The 24185-nt window shown below is 60.3% G+C and carries 20 protein-coding genes and 1 tRNA gene; 6 read left to right on the forward strand and 15 right to left on the reverse strand.

Features of this window, described 5'->3' with window-relative positions:
• The first annotated feature begins 206 nt into the window (after positions 1 to 206).
• The gene (locus VL202_RS13050; protein WP_325464544.1) at positions 207 to 434 is read left to right on the forward strand and encodes a hypothetical protein; all 228 of its coding nucleotides are present in this window, start codon (positions 207 to 209) and stop codon (positions 432 to 434) included.
• Between the two features lie 468 nt (positions 435 to 902).
• Here the strand turns inward: VL202_RS13050 and VL202_RS13055 are convergent, their stop codons facing one another.
• From VL202_RS13055 to VL202_RS13075, 5 genes are all read right to left on the reverse strand, one after another.
• Complete coding sequence (locus VL202_RS13055) at positions 903 to 1517, reverse strand: DJ-1/PfpI family protein (RefSeq protein ID WP_325464545.1); 615 nt, start codon at positions 1515 to 1517, stop codon at positions 903 to 905.
• A 62-nt stretch (positions 1518 to 1579) separates the two neighbouring features.
• Positions 1580 to 2530, reverse strand: coding sequence for a substrate-binding domain-containing protein (locus tag VL202_RS13060; RefSeq protein ID WP_325464546.1), 951 nt, complete (start codon positions 2528 to 2530; stop codon positions 1580 to 1582).
• A 56-nt stretch (positions 2531 to 2586) separates the two neighbouring features.
• Positions 2587 to 3579 (reverse strand): ABC transporter permease, encoded by a 993-nt coding sequence (locus tag VL202_RS13065; RefSeq protein ID WP_325464547.1) that lies wholly within the window; start codon positions 3577 to 3579, stop codon positions 2587 to 2589.
• A complete protein-coding gene (locus tag VL202_RS13070) occupies positions 3576 to 5063 on the reverse strand; it encodes a sugar ABC transporter ATP-binding protein (protein WP_325464576.1) in 1488 nt (495 codons plus the stop codon). The genes VL202_RS13065 and VL202_RS13070 overlap by 4 nt, the downstream gene beginning before the upstream one ends.
• A 100-nt stretch (positions 5064 to 5163) precedes the next feature.
• A complete protein-coding gene (locus VL202_RS13075) occupies positions 5164 to 5847 on the reverse strand; it encodes a GntR family transcriptional regulator (RefSeq protein ID WP_325464548.1) in 684 nt (227 codons plus the stop codon).
• Between the two features lie 105 nt (positions 5848 to 5952).
• Between VL202_RS13075 and VL202_RS13080 the strand changes: the two genes are divergently transcribed.
• The 4 genes from VL202_RS13080 to VL202_RS13095 are packed head-to-tail and all read left to right on the forward strand — an operon-like array spanning position 5953 to position 10563.
• The gene (locus tag VL202_RS13080) at positions 5953 to 6987 is read left to right on the forward strand and encodes an Ldh family oxidoreductase (protein ID WP_325464549.1); all 1035 of its coding nucleotides are present in this window, start codon (positions 5953 to 5955) and stop codon (positions 6985 to 6987) included.
• A complete protein-coding gene (locus VL202_RS13085; protein WP_325464550.1) occupies positions 6984 to 8210 on the forward strand; it encodes an iron-containing alcohol dehydrogenase in 1227 nt (408 codons plus the stop codon). The genes VL202_RS13080 and VL202_RS13085 overlap by 4 nt, the downstream gene beginning before the upstream one ends.
• Positions 8211 to 8226: 16 nt before the next feature.
• Positions 8227 to 9714 (forward strand): NAD-dependent succinate-semialdehyde dehydrogenase, encoded by a 1488-nt coding sequence (locus VL202_RS13090; RefSeq protein WP_325464551.1) that lies wholly within the window; start codon positions 8227 to 8229, stop codon positions 9712 to 9714.
• Positions 9715 to 9726: 12 nt separating this feature from the next.
• Complete coding sequence (locus VL202_RS13095) at positions 9727 to 10563, forward strand: alpha/beta hydrolase (protein ID WP_325464552.1); 837 nt, start codon at positions 9727 to 9729, stop codon at positions 10561 to 10563.
• 259 nt (positions 10564 to 10822) lie between these two features.
• On the opposite strand, the gene VL202_RS13100 is transcribed toward VL202_RS13095, so the two are convergent.
• The 5 genes from VL202_RS13100 to VL202_RS13120 form a co-directional block, all read right to left on the reverse strand.
• A complete protein-coding gene (locus VL202_RS13100) occupies positions 10823 to 12430 on the reverse strand; it encodes a bifunctional aspartate transaminase/aspartate 4-decarboxylase (RefSeq protein ID WP_325464553.1) in 1608 nt (535 codons plus the stop codon).
• 82 nt (positions 12431 to 12512) lie between these two features.
• Positions 12513 to 14210, reverse strand: coding sequence for an aspartate-alanine antiporter (aspT, locus tag VL202_RS13105; protein WP_325464554.1), 1698 nt, complete (start codon positions 14208 to 14210; stop codon positions 12513 to 12515).
• A 176-nt stretch (positions 14211 to 14386) separates the two neighbouring features.
• Complete coding sequence (locus VL202_RS13110) at positions 14387 to 17098, reverse strand: decarboxylase (protein WP_325464555.1); 2712 nt, start codon at positions 17096 to 17098, stop codon at positions 14387 to 14389.
• A gap of 186 nt (positions 17099 to 17284) precedes the next feature.
• Complete coding sequence (aspT, locus tag VL202_RS13115; protein WP_325464556.1) at positions 17285 to 18976, reverse strand: aspartate-alanine antiporter; 1692 nt, start codon at positions 18974 to 18976, stop codon at positions 17285 to 17287.
• 321 nt (positions 18977 to 19297) lie between these two features.
• Positions 19298 to 19414 carry a porin gene (locus VL202_RS13120; RefSeq protein WP_325464557.1) on the reverse strand — a complete coding sequence of 39 codons (117 nt, stop codon included), beginning with the start codon at positions 19412 to 19414 and terminating at the stop codon, positions 19298 to 19300.
• Between the two features lie 13 nt (positions 19415 to 19427).
• On the opposite strand from VL202_RS13120, the gene VL202_RS13125 reads away from it, so the two are divergent.
• Positions 19428 to 19613: an SDR family oxidoreductase gene (locus VL202_RS13125; RefSeq protein ID WP_414692852.1), complete on the forward strand. Its 186-nt coding sequence runs from the start codon at positions 19428 to 19430 to the stop codon at positions 19611 to 19613.
• 38 nt (positions 19614 to 19651) lie between these two features.
• Here the strand turns inward: VL202_RS13125 and cax are convergent, their stop codons facing one another.
• The 5 genes from cax to VL202_RS13150 form a co-directional block, all read right to left on the reverse strand.
• The gene (cax, locus tag VL202_RS13130) at positions 19652 to 20740 is read right to left on the reverse strand and encodes a calcium/proton exchanger (RefSeq protein ID WP_325464558.1); all 1089 of its coding nucleotides are present in this window, start codon (positions 20738 to 20740) and stop codon (positions 19652 to 19654) included.
• A 160-nt stretch (positions 20741 to 20900) separates the two neighbouring features.
• Positions 20901 to 20976: transfer RNA gene (locus VL202_RS13135), tRNA-Lys, on the reverse strand.
• Positions 20977 to 21125: 149 nt separating this feature from the next.
• Positions 21126 to 22043 (reverse strand): PhzF family phenazine biosynthesis protein, encoded by a 918-nt coding sequence (locus VL202_RS13140; protein WP_325464559.1) that lies wholly within the window; start codon positions 22041 to 22043, stop codon positions 21126 to 21128.
• Between the two features lie 70 nt (positions 22044 to 22113).
• A complete protein-coding gene (locus VL202_RS13145) occupies positions 22114 to 22863 on the reverse strand; it encodes an NUDIX hydrolase (RefSeq protein ID WP_325464560.1) in 750 nt (249 codons plus the stop codon).
• A gap of 8 nt (positions 22864 to 22871) precedes the next feature.
• Entirely contained in the window at positions 22872 to 23978 is a 1107-nt protein-coding gene (locus VL202_RS13150) for an endonuclease/exonuclease/phosphatase family protein (protein ID WP_325464561.1), read from the reverse strand.
• Positions 23979 to 24185: the final 207 nt, after the last annotated feature.

The raw sequence follows: 24185 nt of genomic DNA on the forward strand, positions 1-24185 counted from the left end.
CCAACAACAGCATTGAGTTTCTGCTGATGATTCCGATGAATAAAACGTGATGACCGCCCGTCACTGGGGTATCGGGCCTTTTGTCTGGACTTATCGGCGGTAATTTGTACAGCGTTGTAGCGTGAAGGATGCAAATATAAAAATCCGCTTCAACCAATGATCACAAAATTTGTACGCGACAATTCACTGAAACAGAATTTCAAAATATGAAGGAGGTCACTTTGTTCTGGCATTTTGTAACCCTGAGCACCGGCAAAACGGCACTGATCGATTTTTCCAAGGTCATGTACGTCACCGAAAGCGGAGACGGAGCAACACTTTATTTCCACCTTGAATCCGAAAATGCCAGCGGAAAGACTGTCCCCAAGTCCATGACCATCAAGGAAAGCGTCAGCGTTCTGGGCAAAGTGTTGAAGAGCCGCAAGTTCTTCTGATTCCGCAGCGGCGGGCTCGGCCCGCCGCGCAATTCTCTCGGCGCGGACAGCAGACGCCAGAAACCTCGCCACAGGAATTGTGGAACACCAGCGACCTTGCATCGCAAGGCCCGCCGTCATTCGGTAACACTTTGAGTGTTATCGCCTTGAAGGAACTCGAACCGCTGCCCCTGTTCTTACAATTCGATCCGCATCGAATTTTCCAGTCGTCCATGACTTGGGGTCGATGGAAAGGCCGATTTGGGGGCGCCGTCGGTTGGCTTCCGGGCTCCTATTTTCGAAAGCAGACCTTGAGCCTGGCGGGCGCGTGATCTGACGCGAAGGGGACGTTCGGTCGCTGCAATGCGGAAATTACTGGTCTGATCGTGCTCGCCCGACCAATGCGCTGGATCGGTCATGGATCGCGTCCTGCTCTTCAATCAGCGGCCGCCTTTTCGTGGCGGCCGCTCCATTCGGATAAAAGGTTGATCAAGCTGCTTTTGCAACGTCCTCGCTGTGGCGAATCTCCGTGCCAAGGACCTTGAGGCATTCCCTGATGAACGCAGCCAAAGCAGTCCAACCCTTGGCCGATACCATGGTCCCATCGACATAGGCTTCAGTCGGCGAAAGATCGATATACGTACCACCAGCCAGCGTAACCTCAGGCTCGCAGGCTCCAAGTGCCGCGACCTTCTTGCCACGCACGACGCCATCGACGGCGATCAGGATCTGGACGCCATGGCAGATTGTGAAGATCGGCTTCTGCATCTCGTGGAAATGCCGGACGATTGCCTGCACCCGCTTGTCGGTCCGAATGTATTCCGGTCCACGACCACCTGCAGCGTAGACCGCATGATACTGATCGAGCTGTTTCTCGGCCTCTGAGAACGTCTTGTTGATGGTGAAGAAATGCCCGAGCTTCTCGGTATATGTCTGATCGCCCTCGAAGTCGTGAAGCGAGGTCTTGATGAGATCGCCGGCATTCTTGTCCGGGCAAATGACGTGTACGGTATGTCCGATCGCTTCCATCGCCTGCTGGAAGACGAAAATTTCGTATTCTTCGGTAAACTCACCGGTCAGCATCAGTATCTTTTTGCCTGCCATGATTATGCTCCTCTTGCTCATGCAGTGGGGCGGCACGCGCCGCCCCATGTTTAGGGGTTGGATTAGAACGGAGAATCCGGGAAATAGTATTCCTGCGCATTTTCCTGGGTGATCAGCGGAGCGTCGAGCTTGACGGTGCCTCGCACCGGCGCCTGGCCAATAAGATTGGCGACGGTCAGGTAGATCGCGGTTTTGATCATCGCGGGCGGGTATGGGGTTTCGACGGGCGTCATCGCGTCTCCATCAATGACCTTCTTGATGATGTCTTTCATGCCATTGCCGCCGAGCGCGAGCTTGATGTCCTTGCGACCGGACTCCTTGACGGCCTCAAGGACGCCAAGCAGCATGTCGTCATCGTTGGCCCAGACAGCATCGATCTGCGGATATTTTGCGAGATAGTCCTGCATCAGCTTGAAGGCTTCGTCGCTGTTCCAGTTTGCGTACTGGATGTCGAGAACCTTTAGCTCGGTGCCCTGAATGGCGTCGTTGAAGCCTTTGATGCGCTCGTCGTCGATGACTGTCGGAATACCCCGCAGAACGACGAGATTGCCTTTGCCGCCCAGTTTTTCGATCATGTACTTCGCGGTATTGCGGCCAACGGCGATGTTATCGCCCGCAAGATACAGGTCCTGGATCGAGGCGTCGCTGAGACCGCGGTCCACAACGGTAACGAAAGTTCCGGCGTCCTTGACGGCCTTTACGGGCGTCGTCAGTTCTTCCGAAGAATACGGTAGAATGACCAGGGCGTCGAGCTTGCGGCCGGCCGACAGATCCTCAAGAGCACTGACTTGTGCGGTTGCCGAGGGCGAAGTCTTCACGACGACTTCGACGCCCGGAAAGGCAGCATTGATCTCCTTGGCTGCGGCCTGCGCATGATAGACGACGCCTGCCGTCCAGCCATGGTCGGCCGCCGGGATCGAAACGGCCACCACCTTCTTATCGGCTGCCAACGCCTGGCTCGCGATGAGCAAGCTGCCAATGGCTGCCGCCGCAATAAATTTGGACTTGAACATTAAATTCCTCCCAGAATTGGACCCACAATGAAGCACCCGTGCGGTCCGGACACGGATTATTTCGAAAACCTTTGAATGAGCATCGCGATGATGATGATGACGCCCTGGACCCCGGCCACGAGGTATTCAGAGACGAAGTCGGACAACACCATCAGGTTGGCGATCAGCTCGAGGATAACAGCGCCTGCGACCGTACCCCAGACATGACCTTTGCCGCCGCGCAGAGCGGTCCCGCCGATAACGACGGCGGTGATGACCTGGAGTTCCCAAAGAACACCGGTTGTGGGCGTTGCCGCACCAAGCCGCGGAACGTAGCAGATCGCGGCAATCGCAACGCATGCGCCCTGTATCGCATAGGCGATCGTCCGTGTTTTTATAATCGAGATACCGGAGTAACGGGCGACGTCCTCGTTGGCCCCGACTGCAGCACATTTCCTCCCATACTTCATCTTGTAGAGGATGAAGGACGCAACCGCCGCAACTGCAATCGAGATCAGGATCGGAAACGGTATTCCGCCGACGGTCCCAAAGTACACAGGCCTATAGGCCTCCCGCAGACTGCGGTCGATCGGGATCGTCCCGCCGTCGGACATATAGGTGATCAATGCCCGGAAGATACCCATGGTGCCGAGCGTCGCAATGAACGGCTCGATCTTTCCGACGGTCACGATCAACCCGTTCATGAGGCCGCAAGCGGTTCCCACGACGACAGCGACTGCCATGCCGGCCGGAATAGACGCGACGCCCCACTCCGGCGCCATCGCGTTCATGAACATGATGGTGATGCCCGTGATAAAGGCGGCCATCGAACCGACCGAGAGATCCAGCCCACCTGACGAGATCACGAAGGTCGCGCCGACTGCAATGATGGCGATGAAGGCGCTACGGGTTATCACGTTTCCAAGGTTGGTCGTCGACAAAAAGTCAGGGTTGACGAGGAAGCCAATGATGAGCAAGGCCAGAAGCGCCAGGAAGGGCCCCACGTCAGCCCAGCCAATGTTCCATTCCCGCTCTTGCCTTAGCGGCGTCGAGCCTACGATCACGCTCATGGGTTCCCTCCCTGCTCGGCCCCTGTCGACACATTGCTGGTCGCCAGAAGCGCAATTTCATGTTCCGTCATCCTGTCGCCGCTGACCTCTCCGGTGATGCGACCCTCCCGCATCACGAGGATCCGATCGCAGATGCCCATCAGCTCCTGCATTTCCGAAGAGATGACGATGCACGTCCGGCCCTCGCCGACGAGGCGATGGATAAAGGCGTAAATCTGGGCCTTGTTGGCGATATCGATGCCACGCGTCGGCTCGTCGATGACGACAAGCGTCGGATTGGTCAGGAGTACCTTCGCCAGCAGCAATTTCTGCTGGTTGCCTCCTGAAAGCTGCCCAGCCTTCACCCCGAATGTCTTCAGGCGGATGTCGTACTCGTCGACGGCGTCCAATAGCGCGGTCTTTTCGCGGCCACGTCGCATCATCAAGCCCGGATGGAACCGTGCCAGAGCGGAGAGTGTCAAATTTGGCGCAAGTCGCTCGTGGAGCAGCAGGCCTTTTCCCTTGCGGTCCTCGGTGAGGTAGCCGATGCCAGCGTCCATAGCCGCGCGCGGGGAACGGATGTCGATCGGTTCACCATCGAGCGTTACCGACCCATGAGCTGCACGCAGGCCCATGATGCCCTCGAACACTTCGGTCCGCCCCGCACCGATCATTCCAGCGAAACCGAGGATCTCGCCCTTGCGTGCGATGAAGGAAATGTCCTTCGCATAACCAGGCACTGCCAAACCGCTGACTTCGAGGGCGGTTTCTCCTGCGGGGGTGCAGCGTTTTTCCGGATAGAGCGCTGCAAGGTCTCGCCCGACCATCAGGCGGGCCATGTCCATTTGTGTGAGCCCGTCGCCCGGATAGGTCCCCACGAGCTTGCCGTCACGCAGCACGCTGACTTTATCGGCGAGCCGTTGCACTTCGTCGAGCCGGTGGCTGATGTAGAGGACCGCGGCACCCTGCTCCTTGAGCTGCAGGATGATGCCAAGGAGCCGCTCGACTTCGTCGCCCGTCAGAACCGCGGTGGGCTCGTCGAAAATAACCAGTTTATAATCATCGAGAAGCGCACGGGCGATTTGGACGAGCTGTCGATCGGCGAGCGCTATGTCGCGAACCAATGCGTTTGGGGAAACCTTGCAACCCAGTTCAGTGAGTTTTTCAGTGGCGACACGCCGCATGGCCCGGTCGTCGACCATTCCATTGCGCATCAATTCGCGCCCGAGAAACAAGTTTTCGCCGACCGTCAGCCCGTCGGCGAGCAAAATTTCCTGATGCACCAGGACTATGCCAGCCTGCTGTGCATGCTCCGGCTTTGAGAACGCGACAACTTTGTCCGCGAGCGAGATGGTCCCGGACGTCGGCTGCGTATAGCCCGAAAGCAGCCGCATGAATGTCGACTTGCCTGCGCCGTTCTCGCCAATGATGGCATGGATTTCGCTGGGAAGAACGTCGAGCGAAACCTCGGACAAAACAGTCACCAGCCCATAGTTCTTCGACATCCCCTCTGCCCGCAGGACGGGCCGGCTCTCCGGACGACTGCCATTCAGCAGATCGCCTTTTCCCCGGTGAAGGCTCAAGACAGCGGACATGGCATCCCCCTCATTCGAAGGCCGGAAGCAGGCGGTCACGCGAATGCTCCAAGTGTACCCGCATTGCCTTTTCCGCGCCGGAAGCATCCCCCGCGGCAAACGCAGACAGCAGAGCTTCGTGCTCGTCGAGCGCTTCCTCCGTGACCCGTGAGTGGAACATCAATCGGAAAATATGGAAGTGCGTGTGCTGATGGTTCAGCGTTTCGCGGATGAGCTCGTTGCCTGCGAACTCGAGAATCTTATCGTGGAAGAGAGCGTCCTGTCGGGCAAAGGTAGAGTAGCGGATACGTTCGTCGGTGCCTTCGCGGCGCCCCATGACGCCGGCCGCCTCTTGAAGGGCCGCAAGCTTTGTCTCGTCCATTGCAGCCGCCGCACGTGCGGAGCTGTCTGGCTCAAGCAGCAGCCGCAACTGATAGAGTTCGTCGAACCGACGACGGGTGATCTGCGGGGCAGCGCTGTAACCGATAAGATGGGTCTTTACGACCAATCCCTCGCCCTCGAGCCTGCCGAGCGCCTCCCTGATCGGGGTTTGCGAGACGTTGAGTTCGCGCACCATGTTGTCGACGGTAATACGTGCGCCTGGCGCGATTTTTAGCGACATCAACTGGGCGAAAATTGCCTCGTACACGCTTCCCGCAAGGCTGTTGCTACGCTGGATGAACCCGCTGATATCGGGCGCTTCGTTCAGGTTCATTGAATTTTTGCTCTGCATATCTTGCCTCTTGACATGGCAGAGAGCTAGCACGATGGTGCCCTATATGCAATACCATATCCTATAGGATTTTATATCGGAGACGTTATGAGGGTATCTCAGGCCGACGCATTGCGGTTATCGACCACCCTGTTGGTGGAGCGGCACGCGTCCGCTCGTCATGCGGAAATCCAGGCCAATGTCCTTGTCGAAGCGGAAATGAAGGGTCATCCCTCCCACGGCCTCCAACGACTGCCGCGCATTCTTGCCCGAATCGAACGCGGCCTGATCGATCCTCGAACCGAAGGACAAGCGACTTGGCGCGCGTCATCGTTTCTGGAGGTCGATGGGCGACGAGGCCTTGGGCCTGTGGTTGCTGCCTCAGCCTTGAAACAGGTGAGCGAACGGGCTCGAAACTCTGGGATCGCCCTATGCGGCATCAGAAACTCGAACCACCTGGGAATGCTTGCGCACTATGTCGAGTGGATCGCCGAAAGCGGTCAGGTCGGCGTCGCGCTTTCGTCCAGCGAAGCCCTTGTCCATCCCTACGGCGGTACGCGCGCTGTGCTTGGAACCAATCCACTAGCCATCGCGGTTCCGACCGCGGACCGTCCCGTCGTGGTTGACCTTGCAACAGGGGTCGTGTCGATGGGGAAGATCCACCACCACGCCGCAAACGGGATGTCGATCCCCTTTGGCTGGGCGTGCGATGCGGCGGGCCAGCCGACCACCGACGCACAACGGGCTATGAAGGGTGCGATTGCTCCATTCGGCGAAGCCAAGGGTTACGCACTTGGCATGGCCCTGGAACTGCTGGTCGCCGCGCTGGCTGGGTCCGCCCTGTCACCGGACGTCAGGGGGACGCTTGATGCAGAGGCGATTTGCAACAAGGGCGATGTGTTTATCGCAATCGATATCGGCATCCAGCCTGACCTGATGCTTCGCCTGTCGTCCTATCTTGATCTCGTGCGAACCTCGACGCCGTCCGATCCAAGCATTCCAGTTGCGGTGCCCGGTGACCGTGCATCCCAAAGACGTCGCAAAGCGCTTGATGATGGTTTCGAGATTGCGCCGAGGCTTTGGCAGAACCTGAACGATCTCTCTTTTTCCAACAAATCATTCTCCAGAGGACATGCACGATGACCATTTTCGCCGCCATCCGGCTTCCACGCGAAATCCTGTTCGGCAAGGGCCAGCGACACGCATTGCCGGCGGTTGCCGCAAAACTGGGGAAACGAGCTCTCATTTGTACCGACGAACGGTTCGCGGCAACGGCGACGTTCGCTGAGATGGTTGCTGGGCTGAAGGCGGCTTCTGTTGAAGTTCTGGTGTACAGCGCCGTCCAGCCGGACGTCCCGCAGGAAACCGTGGCAGTTTGTGTCAATCAAACGCGCCACTTCGCGCCTGAGATGGTGATAGGGATCGGTGGCGGGAGCTGCCTGGACATGGCGAAATGCGCGGCGTTGCTACTGAGCCACGGAGGAGAGCTGAAAGACTATTATGGCGAGTTCAAGGTTCCAGGGCCTATCCTCCCGGTGATCGCCGTGCCGACGACGGCTGGAACGGGCTCCGAGGTGACGCCCGTAGCGGTGATCTCCGACTCCGAACGCACTCTGAAGGTCGGTATATCCAGTCCGCATCTGATTGCCTTTGCGGCGCTCTGCGACCCCGAACTCACCATGACCTGCCCGCCCGGATTGACGGCAATCGCGGGCGCGGATGCGTTGACCCATGCCATCGAGGCGTTCACCGCGGCGCGCCGGGGTACGGACCACACCTTGGCGCAAAACAACGTATTCATAGGCAAGAGCGCTCTCACCGACCATTTTGCATTGCTGGCCATCAAGCTTTTGGGCCGCAGCCTCGAGAAGGCCTGTAAGGATGGCTCCGACGAGGATGCGCGCGCGGACGTGATGATGGGGGCATTGGCTGCTGGCTGCGCGTTTGGCACCGCCGGCACTGCCGCAGCACACGCCATTCAATATCCAGCGGGAGCCCTCACGCACACGGCGCACGGCCTCGGTGTTGCGACCATGATGCCATACGTGATGACCTACAATCAGTCGGTCGCGAGTGCTGAGATGGCCGAAATCGGCAAGGCCCTTGGGCTGGAGGCCTCAGGCACCAACATCGAAGACCACGCGAAGGGCGCGATTGAAGAGATCCGCAGACTGTTCGCAGCGATTGGAATCACATCGACGTTGGCAGATCTCGGCCTTTCAGCCGACAAACTCGATTGGACCGCAGAACAGGCCTTCGGCATCGACAGACTGATCAAGAACAACCCCCGGCCCTTCGATCTCGACGCGATGAAACGTCTTGTTCGAGCAGCCTATGACGGCGATCTCGCCGCGTCAGCCATCTAGTTTTTGAGGAATAACCATGACCATCGCACAGAAAACTCCACAGCTTGACTATCAGATGCCGGACATCGCCGCGGCTTCCCGAGGCCTCTATGTAAACGGCGGCTGGCGGCCGTCCCATAGTGGCCGCGATATCGCTATCGTCGACCCCTCGACCGGAGAACGGTTGACCTCCGTGCCCGATGCGACGGTCGAGGACGCGCGGCTCTGCGTGCAAGCCGCTGCAGGTGCAGCCCCCTTGTGGCGGGCGACCCCTCCCCGCAAACGCTCGGAAATCCTGCGGCGTTGCTTTGAACTGATGATTGAGCGCTCCGAGATGCTCGCGACATTGATATCGATGGAAAACGGCAAGGCATTGCGCGATGCACGCGGTGAGGTCGCGTACGCGGCCGAATTCTTCCGCTGGAACGCGGAGGAAGCGGTTCGCATCACCGGGGAGTTCGGCATCGCCCCATCCGGGACCAACCGTATCATCGTCGATTACCAGCCGATCGGAATATGCCTTTTGATCACGCCGTGGAATTTCCCGGCAGCGATGGCTACCCGCAAGATTGCGCCCGCCCTCGCCGCAGGTTGCACGGTCATACTCAAGCCCGCAAGCGAGACGCCCCTCACTGCCTATGCACTCGCAGCGATCTATGAAGAAGCCGGAGTTCCGCCCGGCGTGGTCAACGTCCTGACCACAAGTGATCCGGGGTCGATCACTGCCGAAGTCTTGGGCGATCCCCGAGTGAGAAAACTTTCTTTCACCGGATCGACCGGGGTCGGACGCCACCTGCTGGCGGAGGCGGCGAAGCACGTCATCTCCTGCTCGATGGAGCTTGGCGGAAACGCACCATTCCTGGTGTTTGATGACGCCAATCTTGAGGCCGCCCTCGACGGGGCCATGATCGCTAAAATGCGCAACGCGGGGGAAGCCTGTACCGCTGCAAACCGCTTTTATGTCCAATCCGGCATATATGATGCATTCGCAGAAGGCCTGCGCAAACGCATGGCCGCGCTGAAGGTAGGGTCGGGCGTCGACGGCCAAACTGACTGCGGCCCGATGATTACGAGAAAGGCGGTCGAGAAAATTGGCCGCCTGGTCGAGGATGCGAAGACTAGAGGTGCTCGTGCGCTCTGCGGTGGTGAAACGCCAGCGGGCGCTGGCTTCTTTTACCCGCCAACGGTGCTTGTCGAGGTCAGTGCCAGCTCCGAGATGGCGCATGAGGAGATCTTTGGGCCTGTCGCCCCTCTCTATCGCTTCGAGACTGAAGAAGAAGCGGTCGCCAGCGCGAACGACACGGAGTATGGGTTGGCCGCCTATGTCTACACCGGTGACGTCGCTCGCGGCCTTCGCGTCTCCACCAACCTCGAGGCTGGCATGATTGCCCTGAACCGAGGGCTGGTCTCCGATCCTGCGGCGCCTTTCGGTGGGGTGAAGCAGAGTGGTCTTGGCCGCGAAGGCGGTCAGCACCACGGCATTGCCGAATTCATGGAAGCTAAATATATCGCAACAAGCTTCTGAACCGGAGATGTGATGGTGGAGATGGACCCGTTTCGAACCCGATCCCATGTGGCGGATTTCGACGAGATTGTTGCAGAAATTGTCTCGGAGAGCGCCAGAACACGCGACGAACTGCCGATGGTGGCAGACATTCCTTACGGCACGGGAGATGGCGAGACACTGGACATCTTCCTCCCAGCCTGTGCTCGAGAGAAGCTTCCGGTACACATCTTCATTCATGGCGGCTACTGGCGAATGTTCTCCAAGAAGGATTACTCTTCCGTCGCCACAACGATCACCCGCGCGGGGGCCATCGCGGTCATCGTCGATTATGCAAAGATGCCAGCCGTCCGCATGAATGCAATTATCGATCAGATCCAGCGCGCTAAGCGCTGGGTCACGGATAACATATCCAGTTACGGTGGAGACGTTGAGCAACTGACTGTCAGCGGGCATTCCGCCGGCGCCCACTTGGCGACGTTTTTGCTTCGGCAAGACTCTGCTGATCCAAAAGTGCGGGCAGCGTTCCTGCTTGGTGGAATTTATGACCTTGCGCCTTTGCAGGGTTCGTTTCTAGCTCCGGAAATCGGAATTACCGATGAGGAGGTGGCTGAGTTTTCTCCAATGCTACACGCATATCATGCCGGGTGCAGCGTGAGTATCGCGGTCGGTGAGAACGAAACCGCACCATTCCATCGACAAGCCAAGGCGTTCGCCACATGCTTGGAGAAGCAAGGCCTCGTCGTGTCCAACCGGATAATCAGCGGAGGCAACCATATGTCAAGCGTCCGTGACCTTGGGCGCTCCGACGCGGCAACTGCTTCCATATTGGCCGAACTCATTGTGGCCAACTCCACAGAAAGCCGATGACTGCGGCTACTCGATGGGAGGAAAACCATGCCCCTTCTACAACTTGAAAACCGCTAAAAATGCCGAGAACAGGCCGAGGTCAAAAAGGCAATCCGCTATAGAAACCGACCGGCAACAACTCGTAGTTATCACGCATCGCATGAGTTGATACGACGCGCCCCGGCCGTAACCCACACTTGTATGCGCAGTCGTTAAAAGGTTGCGTCTCGCACGAGGCTTGCGAGACGCATAATTGCATCGGGCCCTGTTGTTGCTGATCTTACTTGCCCTTCGTGGCATTGAACATATCGACATATCCGCGACCGACGGCGCGGACCGCGCGACCGATATCATCGTAGGCGTCGTCGGCAAGGTTAGCGAAGGAGACGCGCACGCTCCAGTTCGGCGCGTCGAAGCCACCGCCGTTCAGCAGCACGATCGAATGGTCCTCCGCCAGGCGGTAAACGAGATCGAGCGGATGGACGTTTTTCTTCAGCCAGGTGACCATGTCTTCGCCCACATAGTGGCGCAGCCAGAACTCGAAATCGATCGTGCCGTAATAGCCGGAAAAGTTCGGGTTTGGCTGCAGATCGAGCGGCAGGCCCTCGAGCAGGGTATCGACGCGCGTCTTGCAGATATCCATGCAGGCCTTCTGGTAGATCTTTTCGGTATCCATCAGTTCGCCGATGGAGAACATGGTCATCATCACCTGCTGCGGCAGCGACAGGCCGGCCGTGTGATTGAGCGCCACGTCGCGGCTGTCGGCGACGATGCGGTCGATCATCTTCAGCTTGCGCGGCTCCAGCGTGATCGAGATGTAGCGCTTGTCGAGTGCCTGCAGTTCGTCGTCCGGGAGCTTGGCCAGGATGTCGTCGAGAATGTTCTTTTCATGGATACCGATGACGCCGAGGCGCCAGCCGGTGCAGCCGAAATATTTCGAATAGGAATAAACGCCGATCGTGTTGTAGGGCAATTCGCACATCAGCGAACGGAAGTTGGGCACGAAGGTGCCGTAGACGTCATCGGTGAGGATGATGAGGTCGGGGCGCTTCGTCTTGACGAGATCGACCAGCTTTTTCAGCGTTGCCGTGTCGATCGCCATGGATGTCGGATTGCCCGGATTGACGACGAAGAAGGCCTTGATCTTGGGATCCTCGAGTTTTGCGATTTCCTCGTCGGAATACTGGAAACGATGCTCCTGCGTGGCGCGGATATGAACCGCGTTAAAGGCATAGTCTTCCAACTCGGCGACTTCGATATAGGGCGTGAAGATCGGCGTGCCCATGGCGATCGTGTCGCCCTTCTTCAGGATGCGGTTGGCGATCAGCGACTTGAAGATGTAGCACATCGCCGCCGTGCCGCCTTCGACGGCATAGAGGTCGAACTTGCCCGAGAGCGAAGTGTCCGCACCCATCGCCCACATCAGGTAGCGATGCGAGACCTGCTCGGCATGCACCAGCATGCGGTCGGGAACAGGATAATTGTCGCCGATAATGGAATCGGTGAGTTCGAACACGAAGGCATCCGCGTCGAAACCGAAGGCCTTGACGCCATGATCGACCATGCGTGCGATGAAGTCGGCGCCGGGCTCTTCCGATCGTTTTTCCAGCCAGGTCGACAGCCGGGCGGCGATATCCTTGGGTTGCGGCATGCCGGCCAGACCGGCAACCGGATTGTCCATCGTGCGCCGGCACTCGGTGAGCGCAAACTGGCCGAACAGGAAGAAGGCTTCGCGCGCCGCTGTCGCGATCCAGTTCGGATTGCCGCGCCCGGCATTGAGCAGCGCGTGCGCCGATTTCGCCGAACTGCGCTTGGCGAGCTTCATCAAGCCGTCCTTGATCTCGAACGGACTCATCTTCTCGAATTTCTTGTAGTCGATCGCGGTCATGTTTCAGTCCTCCTCATGAGCTTCAGAGGCCGCCGCAGCGGCTGGTGCAGGTGGTCGTCGCGGCGCGCTGTGCCGCCGCCATTCAGTGGCCGCCGGCGATGACGCCGACGATCACGGTTCCCCAGGTTGTGAGCAGGATATGGCCGATCGGGACGGCCGGCGTATAACCGAGCACGGCAATGCTGCTTCCCGACCGGTCCTGGACGGCCGCCATGCCGGCTGTCATGGTCTGCGCCCCGGCCAATCCGCCAAGCAGGAGAATAGGGTTCATGCGCAGGATGTAGCGGCCGAAATAGAGCCCCAGGAACATCGGCGTGAGCGTCACGATCATGCCGCCGACCAGAAGACCTGCGCCGGCCTCGGCGATGGCCGAGAAGAACACTGGTCCGGCATGCAGGCCGGTCATGCCGACGAAGGCGGCAAGGCCAAGCGCCGTGATCAGCGATACGGCCGCATCCGGTATCCGGCCAAAGAGCGGAAAGCGCGTGCGCAGATGCCCGACAATCAGTCCGGCGATCAGGGTGCCGACGCTGGTGCTCAGCGAAATCCGCATGTCGCCGATCGGGAAGGCGACGAGAACGCCGACAAGGCCGCCGAGGAAGATTGCCAGACCAAGAACGAAGAAATCCGTCGTTGTCGTCGGGGCGATGATGACCCCAAGCCGCTTGGCGGCGCCCGACACCACGGTTTCCGGCCCGACCAGGCTGACGATGTCCCCGCGCTCGATGGTGATGCCGGGGGCGAGCGGAATGTCGTGACCACCGCGGCTGACGGCGCGCAGATAGAGGCTGCGCGTCCAGCTCTCCTTCGCCACGTCGGCAAGGTTTCGGCCCTTTACATCCGGGCTCGTCACGAGCACGTCGACGACCGACACCGGCACGTCGAGAAGCTCCCGGTCCTCGACCTCGTCGGCGCGGGTTCCGAGGATGCCGATGAGCGCTTGCCGCGATCCCGACACGGCGACGATGTCGCCAGGGCTGATGATGATATCCGGTGCCGTTTCAAGGATCGTATCCCCACGCCGGACGCGCTGGATGAAGAACCTGTGCTCGGGAAAGGTCGCCTCGGCGGAGGCGATGGACAGACCCGCAGCGGGTGCACCCTCCGCAATCCGATAGGCCCGCATCTCGAACCGGTGCCAGGCCGAGGCGATCCCGCTCGGCTTGCGGACAATTCCGTACTCCTTCTCTAGCCGGATGGCTTCCTCGACCAGATTGACGCCCAGCAATTTTGGACCAACCGCGCTGCAGAACAGGATGACGCCGAGCGCGCCGAAGACGTAGCAGACGGCATCGGCGACGGCGACATGGGCAACGAAGAGCGCACGATCGGCATCGGGCAGAGGCAGCGCATTGATCGCTTCGGTGGCGGTGCCCATGGCAGGGCTCTGGGTCAGGGCGCCCGAGAGCATCCCGGCCGCGAAACCCGGATCGAGGCCGAGAAACTTGGCAACGACGATCGCCGTCAGAAGCCCTGTGATACCGACGACAAGAGCAAGCAGGACCGGCTTCAACCCATCGCGCTTGAGGGCTTGCAGGAATTGTGGCCCGACCGAATAACCGATGCCGAAGAGAAACAGCAGGAACAGGAAGGATTTCGCCATCGGGGCGATTGGCACATGGGCGAACTGACCGATCAGGATGCCGGCAAACAGAGAGCCCGTGACGGGGCCGAGGCTGAAACCCCCGAATTTGAAGCTGCCGATCAGGTATCCGATGCTGATGGCAAGGAACACGGCAAGCTCAGGATACCTGACCAGGAAATTCTCGACCCAAACCATACCGAACTAGCCCCTCCTTGATCCCTGAGCGCTGCGGTCTCGTCGATAGCGGCCTGACATGGTCGCGCATCCGGCCGGGAAGTCCTTCACGGCATACGCGATGCAAGTGCCGACGAAGCCGGGAAGCGCCGGGATGATCTCGCGGCGCTCCCCCATTCCCGTCGTCTGGCGGGCGGTCATCGCCGCGGCTTGGCGGCGACGGCGTCGGGCTTGACCAGCTTCAGCCCCTTGGCCTTCTCGTAGCCATGAATCTCCTTCACATCGAGCTTGCGCATGAAATCGATGGTTTCCTGGGTCAGGACCTGGCCGGGAACCATGATCGGGAAGCCCGGCGGATAGGGGATGACGAAGTTGGCGGAGACCATGTCAGGCCCTTCCGCCAAGCGCCGGTCGCATTCGGCGCCGTTCAGCGGCACATATTCGCAGAGGGAAGCGTCATAGGCATTGAAGAAGGCGGTTCGCATGTCGCCTTCCGGGGTCGTCTTGCCGGCATCGCCGCGATAGGTCTCATGAAAACGGCTGAAATTCGGAAGGTCCGGTACATCGGTCATCAGCGACTTCACCCGCGCCGCGAAGGCTACCAGCCCCTCTTCGCCTCCGTCGGCCAGGCGCTTCTCGATGCCGTGGCAAATCTCGACCAGGACCCGGATGAGATGCGCGACGTCGCTGCGCGTATTGTTGATGTTCGACTGCAGGAGCACGCTGTTGCGCGAGGTCTTGTTGATCTGGATGCCGAACTCGCTGGCGAGCAATCCCTTGAATTGTGTCCCGTCGAAGCCGGCGGTGCCGCAGACCAGCGTCATGCGGGTGGGATCGAGATAGAACTCGTCTTCCCGCATCGCCTTGACGGCGGTCGCCCAGGTGGTGCCGGGTGCCAGATAGTCCTTGAAGCCGGACTGGCGGTAGGCGGCCGGAATCATCTCGTCGGCGCCGAGGACGCGCAAATATTTCGAGATCAGCGGGTGCTCGTTGACGGCCTGACGGATCTTGAACGCAATCTCGATTGCGTTCATCACCAGCCCATAACCATCGAGTTCCATCTGCCGCCGCGCCACGTCGAGGCTTGCGATCAGCTGCTGGTTCGGGCTGGTCGAGGCATGGGTGAAGACAGCCTCGTGGAACTGGGCTTCCACGGTGTGGAAATCGACATCCTTGACAAGCAGCATCGAGCCCTGCCGGATTGCCGACATCGATTTGTGGGTCGAGTTGGTCTGGTAGACACGCAGACGCACGAGGCGCGGATCGGGGATGAGGCGGGCGGCAAGCAGCGTCTCGTCCGACGGATTGTCGCCCAGCTCGGCCTGCTGTTTTTCATAGGACTTGATCGAGGCAGGGTCGCGCAGCCATTCCTCGATATCGCCGGCAGCGCCCATGGCCGTGCGCGGCCGCAGGAAGGGCGAGAAGCGGGCAAAACCGGACCAGGCTTCGTCCCATAGGAAGATCAGGTCCGGCTTGATGGCGAGGCATTCCTCCATCACGCGCCGGACATTGTACATGTGGCCGTCGAAGGTGCAGTTGGTGAGATCGAGTAGTTTCAGGCGGTCGAGCCGTCCCTCCGCCCGGAGCGCCAACAGCGCACTCTTGATGGTGGCGAGCGGGACCGCGCCATACATCGAATATTCCGTCATCGGAAAGGCTTCGACATAGTAAGGCTGCGCGCCGGTCAGGACCATGCCGTAATGGTGGGACTTGTGGCAGTTGCGATCGACCACCGCGATGTCGCCGGGCGCGAGGAGCGCCTGCACGGCCATCTTGTTGGAGGTGGACGTACCGTTGGTAACGAAGAAGACATGATCGGCACCGAAGGCGCGCGCGGCCATTTCCTGCGAACGCTTGATGGTCCCGGTCGGCTCCAGCAGGCTGTCGAGGCCGCCGGTCGTGGCGCTGCTTTCCGCGAGGAACAGGTTGAGGCCATAGAACTCACCCATGTCGCGGATCCAGTCCGACTTGAAGACGGATTTTCCACGGGCGATCGGAAGCGCATGGAATGTGCCGATCGGACGGCGCGCATATTTCTTCAGGTTGTCGAAAAAAGGTGTTTCAAAGCGTGCTTGTACACCTTCGAGAATGGCAAGATGCAGTTCCAGCGGCTCCTCGACAGCGTAGAAAATCCGCCGTACCGCATCCGCCGCCGAATCGCCCGCCAGTTTCTCCACCTGGCGATCGGAGAGGAGATAGACATCAAGCTCCGGACGGATGCGTTTCAACGCGCGCGAAAGGCGCAGCGCCGACATGTCCGGACCTTCCGTTTCGCCGAGCGGATCGAGCACGGAGCGGAGCACCGGCGTGTCGTGGCGCGAGCGGTACGGGAAGCCCTCGGCCAGAACGACGGAGATGATGTCCGGGTTCAGCGCGGCAGCGCAAATGGCGTCTTCGAACGAGCCGACGAAAACCGGCTCATAGATGAAGCCGTCCTCGGAGCGCCGCAGCCGGCGGATTTCGTTCGCCAGCGCCGGCCAGCGCGCCGCCGGCTGGCTGTTGACGAAGAGGACCTCGAAATAGGGCCGGCGGCCGGCGGCTTCTCCCGTCGCGGGCGGCATGATGTCGATTACTTCGTTCGGCGACATCGTGTCGTGCACGTCCCATTCCGACGGCCGGCCGCGATAGGCATGTGTCAGCAGCCCGTTCGAGATGCGTCTTGCGAGTTTCGCCGCGCCGCCGGCATCGCCGGTGACGATGCGTTCGTTCAGCGCCTCGAGCAACCGTGTCCCGGGATAGGCATTGTATTCCTCGATCGCGCTGATCCCCGCCAGGGCCGCCTCAAGCGCCGCCCGTTCGCCCCGACCGGCTGCCCAGGCATCCGCCAGTGTCGTGACCTCGCGCCAATTGTCGGCGCGGCCAGAATGCATGAGCAGAAACTGATTGACGTTCGCGGTCTTGGTTGACATCGCATGCTCCCAATATGGTTTTATTTTAAAATTCCGATCAGAGGCGGGTCTTTCCGATCAGGCCGGCGCCGCACGATCCGTTGAAGATTGAATGCATGGGCCGGTAGCTGAAACCGGGGTTACATAGCCGGCGGGTAGACCGCCCCCGCCCCCTTCGCCGTCCCGTCGGTATCGACGCTGCCGCCCTCAGGCGAGCAGTAGCACCAGGACCATGCCCCAGATGGTGAGCAGCGTATTGCCGACGGCATACGTGACTGTATAGCCGAGGCCCGGGATCTGGCTCTTTGCCCGGTCGTTGATCATGCCGAGGGAAGCCGTCGTCGTGCGGGCGCCGGAGCAGGCGCCGAGCAGGATAGCCGGGTGGAATTTGAAGACGTATTTGCCGACATACATGGCCAGAACCAGCGGCACGGTCGTGACAACGATGCCCCAGAGAAACAGGCTGAAGCCAAGCTGCTGCAGACCGGCGACGAAGCCGGGGCCCGACGAAATGCCGACGACAGCAATGAAGACGTTGAGGCCGACGGAATTCATGAACCAGACAGTCGGTGACGGGATGCGGCCGAAAGTCGGCCGCACGGAGCGCAGCCAGCCAAAGAACAGGCCGGAGACCAGCGCGCCGCCGGAGGTCGACAGGGTGAGCGGAACGCTGCCGACCTTGAAAGTAAGCGCGCCGATCAGGGCGCCGATGAAGATCGCCGCGCCGATGAAGGCGACATCGGCGATATCGGTCTGCGCATCCGGACGGCCAAGATCCTTGGTCGCGGCGTCGGTATCCTGCGTGCGGCCGACGATTGTCAGGATATCGCCGCGATGGACCTTAGTATTGGGCAGGATGGGGATTTCCGTTGCGGTGGCGCCGCGCACGATCTTGCGCAGGAAGACGCCGCGCGCCGCCGGGCGGGTGGCGAGTTCGGCCAGCGTCTTGCCGTCGGCGTCCTTGTTGGTGACGAAAACATCGACGCCGTTTGCGGGAACGGCGAGCAGTTCGCGGTCGTCGACCTCGTCGGCGACGCTGCCGATCAGGTCGACCAGGACTTCACGGCGCGCGGCAACCGCGACCACGTCGCCCGCGGCTATCACGGTCTCCGCCGTCGCGTCGGTGACCACGCCTCCCCGGCGGATGCGTCCGATGAAGACGCGCTCGGACGGCAACAGGCCTTCCGCCTGAAGCGCGGTCATGCCGACGATCCGGCCGCCGTCCTTCACGCGATAGGCGCGCAGTTCGAAATTGTGCCATGCGGTTCCGGCGCCGCCGAGTTCCTTCTTGCCGCCGTGTTCTTCCTCATAGCGCTTGCATTCGGCTTCCAGGTCGATGTTGAGCATGGCCGGGCCGAGAAGGGCGAGAACGATGGCTGAACCGACAGTGCCGAAGATGTAGGTGACAGCATAGGCGACCGGCATTGCGTCGAGCATGGCCTTGCTCTCTTCCGGCGGCAGGCCGAGGCGGTTGATGGCATCGGTTGCAAGACCCATCGAGGCCGAAATGGTCTGCGAACCGGCGTAGAGGCCGACGGCCGAGCCGATGTCGTAACCGGCGATGAGGGCTCCGAAATAGGCTGCGCCGAGGCAGAACAGGCAGACGACAACGGCGAACACCGCCTGCGGAATCCCGTCCTTGGCGATGCCGCGTACGAATTGCGGCCCCACGCCGTAGCCCACGGCGAACAGGAACATCAGGAAGAAGAACGGCTTCAGCGGTGGGGAAATCGTTATGCCCAACTGGCCGATCAGCACGGCGGCGATCAGCGTCGCCGTCACCGCGCCGAGCCCCAGCCCCTTGTAGGTGAAGGAGCCGAAATAATAACCGAGGCCCAGGGACAGGAAGATCGCAATTTCCGGATAGGCGCGAAGCGTGTTGACAAACCAGTCGATCATGATGGTGCCTTTTCTCTCATCGCAGGGGGAGGGCCACTCTGCTTCCGGGGCCCAAATGCATGGTAATGGACAGTCATTTGCGTTATAGTTGCAAAATAATGCGAAATATCAATGACAAGATACACGGTTGCAAACGTCTTGCAAGGTGGGAAACCCAATGATTCCCAACGAAATTTCTTGAAATTCAGGCGAGTCGGAGGCTGCTTTCTCTCTTTCCTCGCGCACCGTGCACAATATGAACCTGTCGTCGCAATCATCAGTATCGCAGATTTTCACAACCGAGTTCAGCTTGATTAAGTCGAAGCGCGGTCGCGTGCGTTATCACGCCTCCCAGCCCTGGCCGATGCCGCTCTTCAGGCAGGTCTCGATCCCCGGAATATAGAAATAGCCTTCGCCGAAGGCGTCGCAGACAGCCTGAGGATTGTGCGAACGTGCCAAATTCGCCGACTGCGTGTCGCCACGCTGGGCGGCCGGGTTGTCGACGTGCCGCGCGAAGGCTGCCCTCGAGGGTGCTTTGCGCTATCTCGCCGCAGAACTTGGCCCAAGGTACATTCGTGCACAAGTCATCTCGCCGTGGGCGCTCGTGACACGCGCGCACGATCGCCGGACAGGTTCTTTACGTGGACTGCGACTATAACATCATGGATTGACAGAGGCCGTTTCAGTGGCGCTCCGTCACTGGACCTGTGGCGGCAGGAGATAAAGCGTCATGGCCAGGATGACATAGACCATCAGCAGGAGCACGCCGACAAACCAGGTGGAGTGGCCGCCGGCCGTGACGAGCACGACGGTCATCGCCGCCAGGAATATCATGACAACGGCGCCCGGCCAGAACTCCAGGTCCATCGGTGTCGGTCCGATGAAATAGCTGACAAGGACCAGGACGGGGGCGACAAAGAGCGCGATCTGCGAAGCGCTGCCAAGCGCAATTCCGACGCTGAGATCGAGACGGTTCTTGCGGGCGCCGGAAAAGGCGGATGCCATTTCCGCGGCACCACCCACCAGCGCGACGATGATGAAACCGACGAAGGCTGGTGTCATGCCGAACGAGACGGCCGCCTGCTGGACGGATTCGACGAAGATTTCGCTGACCAGCGCCACCAGGACCGTCGCTCCGGCCAGCGTCGCCAATGCCGCGCCGAGCGGCGCATGCTCGCCGCCTTGCTCTTCCTGCTGGCCGAAGATTTCCTTGTGGGTTTTCAGCGAGAAGAGCAGGCCCAGGCCATAGACGACAATCAGCAGGATGGAGAGGCCGACACTGAGTTGGCGGGTGAAGGTCGACATGGCGATCGAATCCGCAGCGGTCACCGCCGAAGGTATCAGGATGGCGACCGTGGCGACGAAAAGCAGGCTCGATTGAAAGCGCGCGTTCACCCGGTTGAACTCCTGCACGCGGTGTTTCAGCCCGCCGAGCAGGAAGGAAGCGCCGAGCATGAACAGCGTGTTGGTAACGATCGCGCCGGCAATCGACGCCTTGACCAAGGCGTATTCCCCGGCGCGCAGGGCCGTCAGCGCAATGACCAGTTCCGTCAGGTTGCCGAGGCTCGCATTGAGAAGACCGCCTGTGGCATCGCCCATCCTGCCCGCCACGGCTTCCGTCGAATGACTGAGAAGCAGAGCGAGCGGAAAGATCGCAAGGATCGACAGCACGAACAGCAGCGTGTGGGCGTTGGGCGCCAGATGATCGACAATGAAGAGGACGGGCACCATGGCCAACAGCCAGAGCGGACGGTTGTCGCGAATCTCTTGAAGCAAGTTCCCCATGGTCAGGTCCAATCCGGTTATCCACAATTCGTTGACAAACGCAGAAATGACGTCGAAATCCTGTCAACAAAATTCCGGTGATTTGCTGGTGATTTTGGGGCTGTCTGTGTTTATGCTGATTTAATTTATCAGCATAACCATTGGTCTTAAAAGAGAAAAATGGTGGGTGATGTAGGGTTCGAACCTACGACCCGCTGATTAAGAGTCAGCTGCTCTACCAACTGAGCTAATCACCCGCCAGAACCGCTTCGCTGCGGCCTCAAGACCGCCGTTGCCGTGGTCTGATGGGGCGTATAATGGCCTTCGCCTGGCTTGTCCAGTTCCCCAGGCGATTTTCTTTCGGATTTTGCAAAAAAATCTGTGTGGGCGGTTTAAGGCCTGTTTTTCAAAGATAAAGTTCACCTGCCGCGATCTTCACCGCCTGCCCGCCGATCCGTGAAGCCGTGATTTCACCGCCGGCAACGTCGATATGCAGATGCAGCAGCGATGGGCGCCCCATCTCCACGCCCTGTTCGATCAGGAAGGGATGATGGCCGTCGATCAGCCGGTCGAAATGATGGATGGCACCTGAAAAGGCGGCGACCGCAGCCCCGGTTGCCGGGTCCTCGGTGATCCCCATGGCCGGCGCGAACATGCGCGTATGGAAGCGCGCGATGTGGTTGACCCCGCCGCGACAGTAAACATAGGCGCTGGCAAGCCGGCCTTCCGCCATCGGCGTCACCTGCTCCCAGGCGGCCGCATCAAAGTCCACCGCGCCGGCGGCGGCGACATCATGCACGGGCACCATCACAAATGGCACGCCGGCACTCCAGAACGAGGGCACGTGGTTCTCGAAACCGATCTGCGTCGCCTTCAGGCTGAAGGCATCGGCGAGCGCCTGCCGGTCGAACCGGGCCTCGAGTTGCTCCGACTTTCGCGGCACGTCGAATTCCGCGAAAGTCGCCGATCCCGCCTTGTGGCGAACGGCGCAGCGTACCGGTCCGACATTTTCCTCCAGCATCTGGACGAGATCGTAGTCGCCCTCGCCGGTCTTGCGCGCTTCCTCGGCAAGCGCAATCGCCGCTCCCACGGTCGGATGACCGGCAAAGGGCAATTCGTAGCCTGGGGTGAAAATCCGCAACTGTGCGGTATGTGCGGAGTTTTCTGCAGGCGTGATGAAGACCGTCTCCGACAGGTTGAACTCACCGGCAATCGCCTGCATGGCCTTGTCACTCAGGCCATCGCCGTCAAAGACCACGGCCAGCGGATTTCCCTCCAGCCTGTTGGCGGTGAAAACATCGTAGATTGCGTAGCGTCGTGCCACCATCAGCTCCCTGCCTGTTTCCTTGGCCACAGACCTTGCACGCCAAACAACGGGCGGCAAGCGCAAACCATCACCGTCCGCCGTTCAGAACCCATTCTAGGATCGGCGGCATGAAGGGCAGATAGGTGTGCAGCCCCGGCTCGGCGCTGCGGATCGCCAGCGCCTCGTCGATCTCCGGCTCCGGGTCCTCGGCGACGTGGCGGCCGATGCGCGCGATCAGCGCGTCCGCGGTCTCGGCAAAGCGGTAGACGCGCAGAACAGTGATCACGCCCCGGTCATGCAAGGCATGGAATCCCGACACGCTCTTTGCATCGGCAAGCGCCATGCCGGTCTCTTCGAGCACCTCGCGTGCCATGTTGCCATCCATGTCGCAGATACCGTCGCGAATATCCTCCGGGTCGAGCGAGCCCGCCGCGCAATAGACGCGACCCGGATTGGACGTGTGCTTGCCCATGCGGATGGCAATGACGGCATCATCGGAAGACATGATCACCGGCAGGCCGAACAGGTGCAGCGCGGAAGCGACCGGACGGGTCTTGCGCCAGAGCAGGAAAGCCGAGAACGGTACGATATGGCTTTCGCCGCGAATATGACCGTTCTCGATGGTGATCGCACGCGGCAGCAGCATGCGGCCATCGTAAAGCGCGGGATTGGCCGCAATCTCCTCAGCCCAGTTGGCAGAGATCGCTTCCTGTGCGGAAACACAATACGGATGGGGACCGTCCATGACACGCAGTTCGATACCGGTCACGGGAAAAATCCTGCGTTCCGGCGGCCATTCGGACATGTTGGTGGTCAGGTTCGACTTGAGATCATGCATGGACGCATTCACACGTTGAGGGAAATGACGACGGGACAATGGTCGGATGCCTTGGGACGATCCCAACCGGTTCGCGGATAGCGCTCGACCTCCTGCCCCTTTGGAAAGATCGTGCGGTAGGGCTGGCCGCCTCGGATGATCTCCGGCACGCTTGCCGGATTGCGCTCGGCCAAAGCCTTCGACAACCAGATATAGTCGAGCTGGCAGAGATGCCGCTCCTCGGGGCCACGGCTGTGAAACAGGGTCCAGCGATCCAGTTCCGGGCGGCGGCGAAGGGCGTTTTCGACGAAGCCGTCATGGCTGAACACATCGAGCGCGCTGACCGTTTCCTGCTTCGGGACAAAGCTGTAGCCGTTGCGCCGGTCGCCCAGCACATCGACGCGCTCCTGATAGTCGTTCATGTCACCGCAAACAGCGAACATCTTGCCGGCGAGATTGCCGGGGCCGAACCGGTTTTCGATGATGCGCCGGACGGCGGTCGCTTCCGCCGTTCTGACCGGCATCGTCGCGGTGCGTCCGTCCACCCCGTCGCGCGCCGGCCCCATCGATTTGAAATGGACGACGAACAGGGTGAACGGCCGGCCGCCGATGCGAAAATCGAGTTCCAGGCAGTCCCGCTTGAAGATTTTGTCGCCCGGCCGGTTAGTGGCGGCCAGCGCGTCGTTGAACAGGCCGAGATCGGCATAGGTCAGGCCGGCATGGGATTTGACCTCGACGCACTCGATCTTCTGCCCGTCGCGCGTCTCCTCGCGCACGAGCACCGCCACATCGATGCCACGGCTGTCATTGCCTTCGACGAGATATTTCTGCCGGTAGCCATTGCCGACCATGCGGAAGAGATAGCCGTATTCGAACGCCTGCAGCGCCGTCATGTTGTCGGCTTCCTGCAGGCAGAGGATGTCGGCGTCGCAGTCGGCGATCGCCAAGGCCGACATCTGCCTTGTGTCGTCGGTATGGGCGATCGTGCGGGCTTCCTCCAGCCGCTGGTATTCCGCCTCGCTCTTCACGTCGAACAACCGCAGCACGCGATCCTGCTTGAGTTGGTTGCGAAAGCCGGAAAAATCGAACCTGCTCATCAGGTTTTCGATATTGAAGGTGGCGAGGCGAAGGGACATCAGCGAATTCCGGCTGCGATTGGCGCGACTTTAGCCAATCATTGGCAAAAGTCGAACGTCTTTCTCCCGGCCTCGATCACGCCTGCGCGACATGCGTGCCTGCACCAAAATTGGGGGCATCGCATCCGGCTGAATAAAGGTTCTTGTTCAGCCGTTGCTGATGATCAGGATCGGGTCGAGGATCATGCTGGAAGCATCGGGGATAAG

Origin of the sequence: Pararhizobium sp. (assembly GCF_035497515.1) — a bacterium.
Lineage (GTDB): Bacteria > Pseudomonadota > Alphaproteobacteria > Rhizobiales > Rhizobiaceae > Pararhizobium.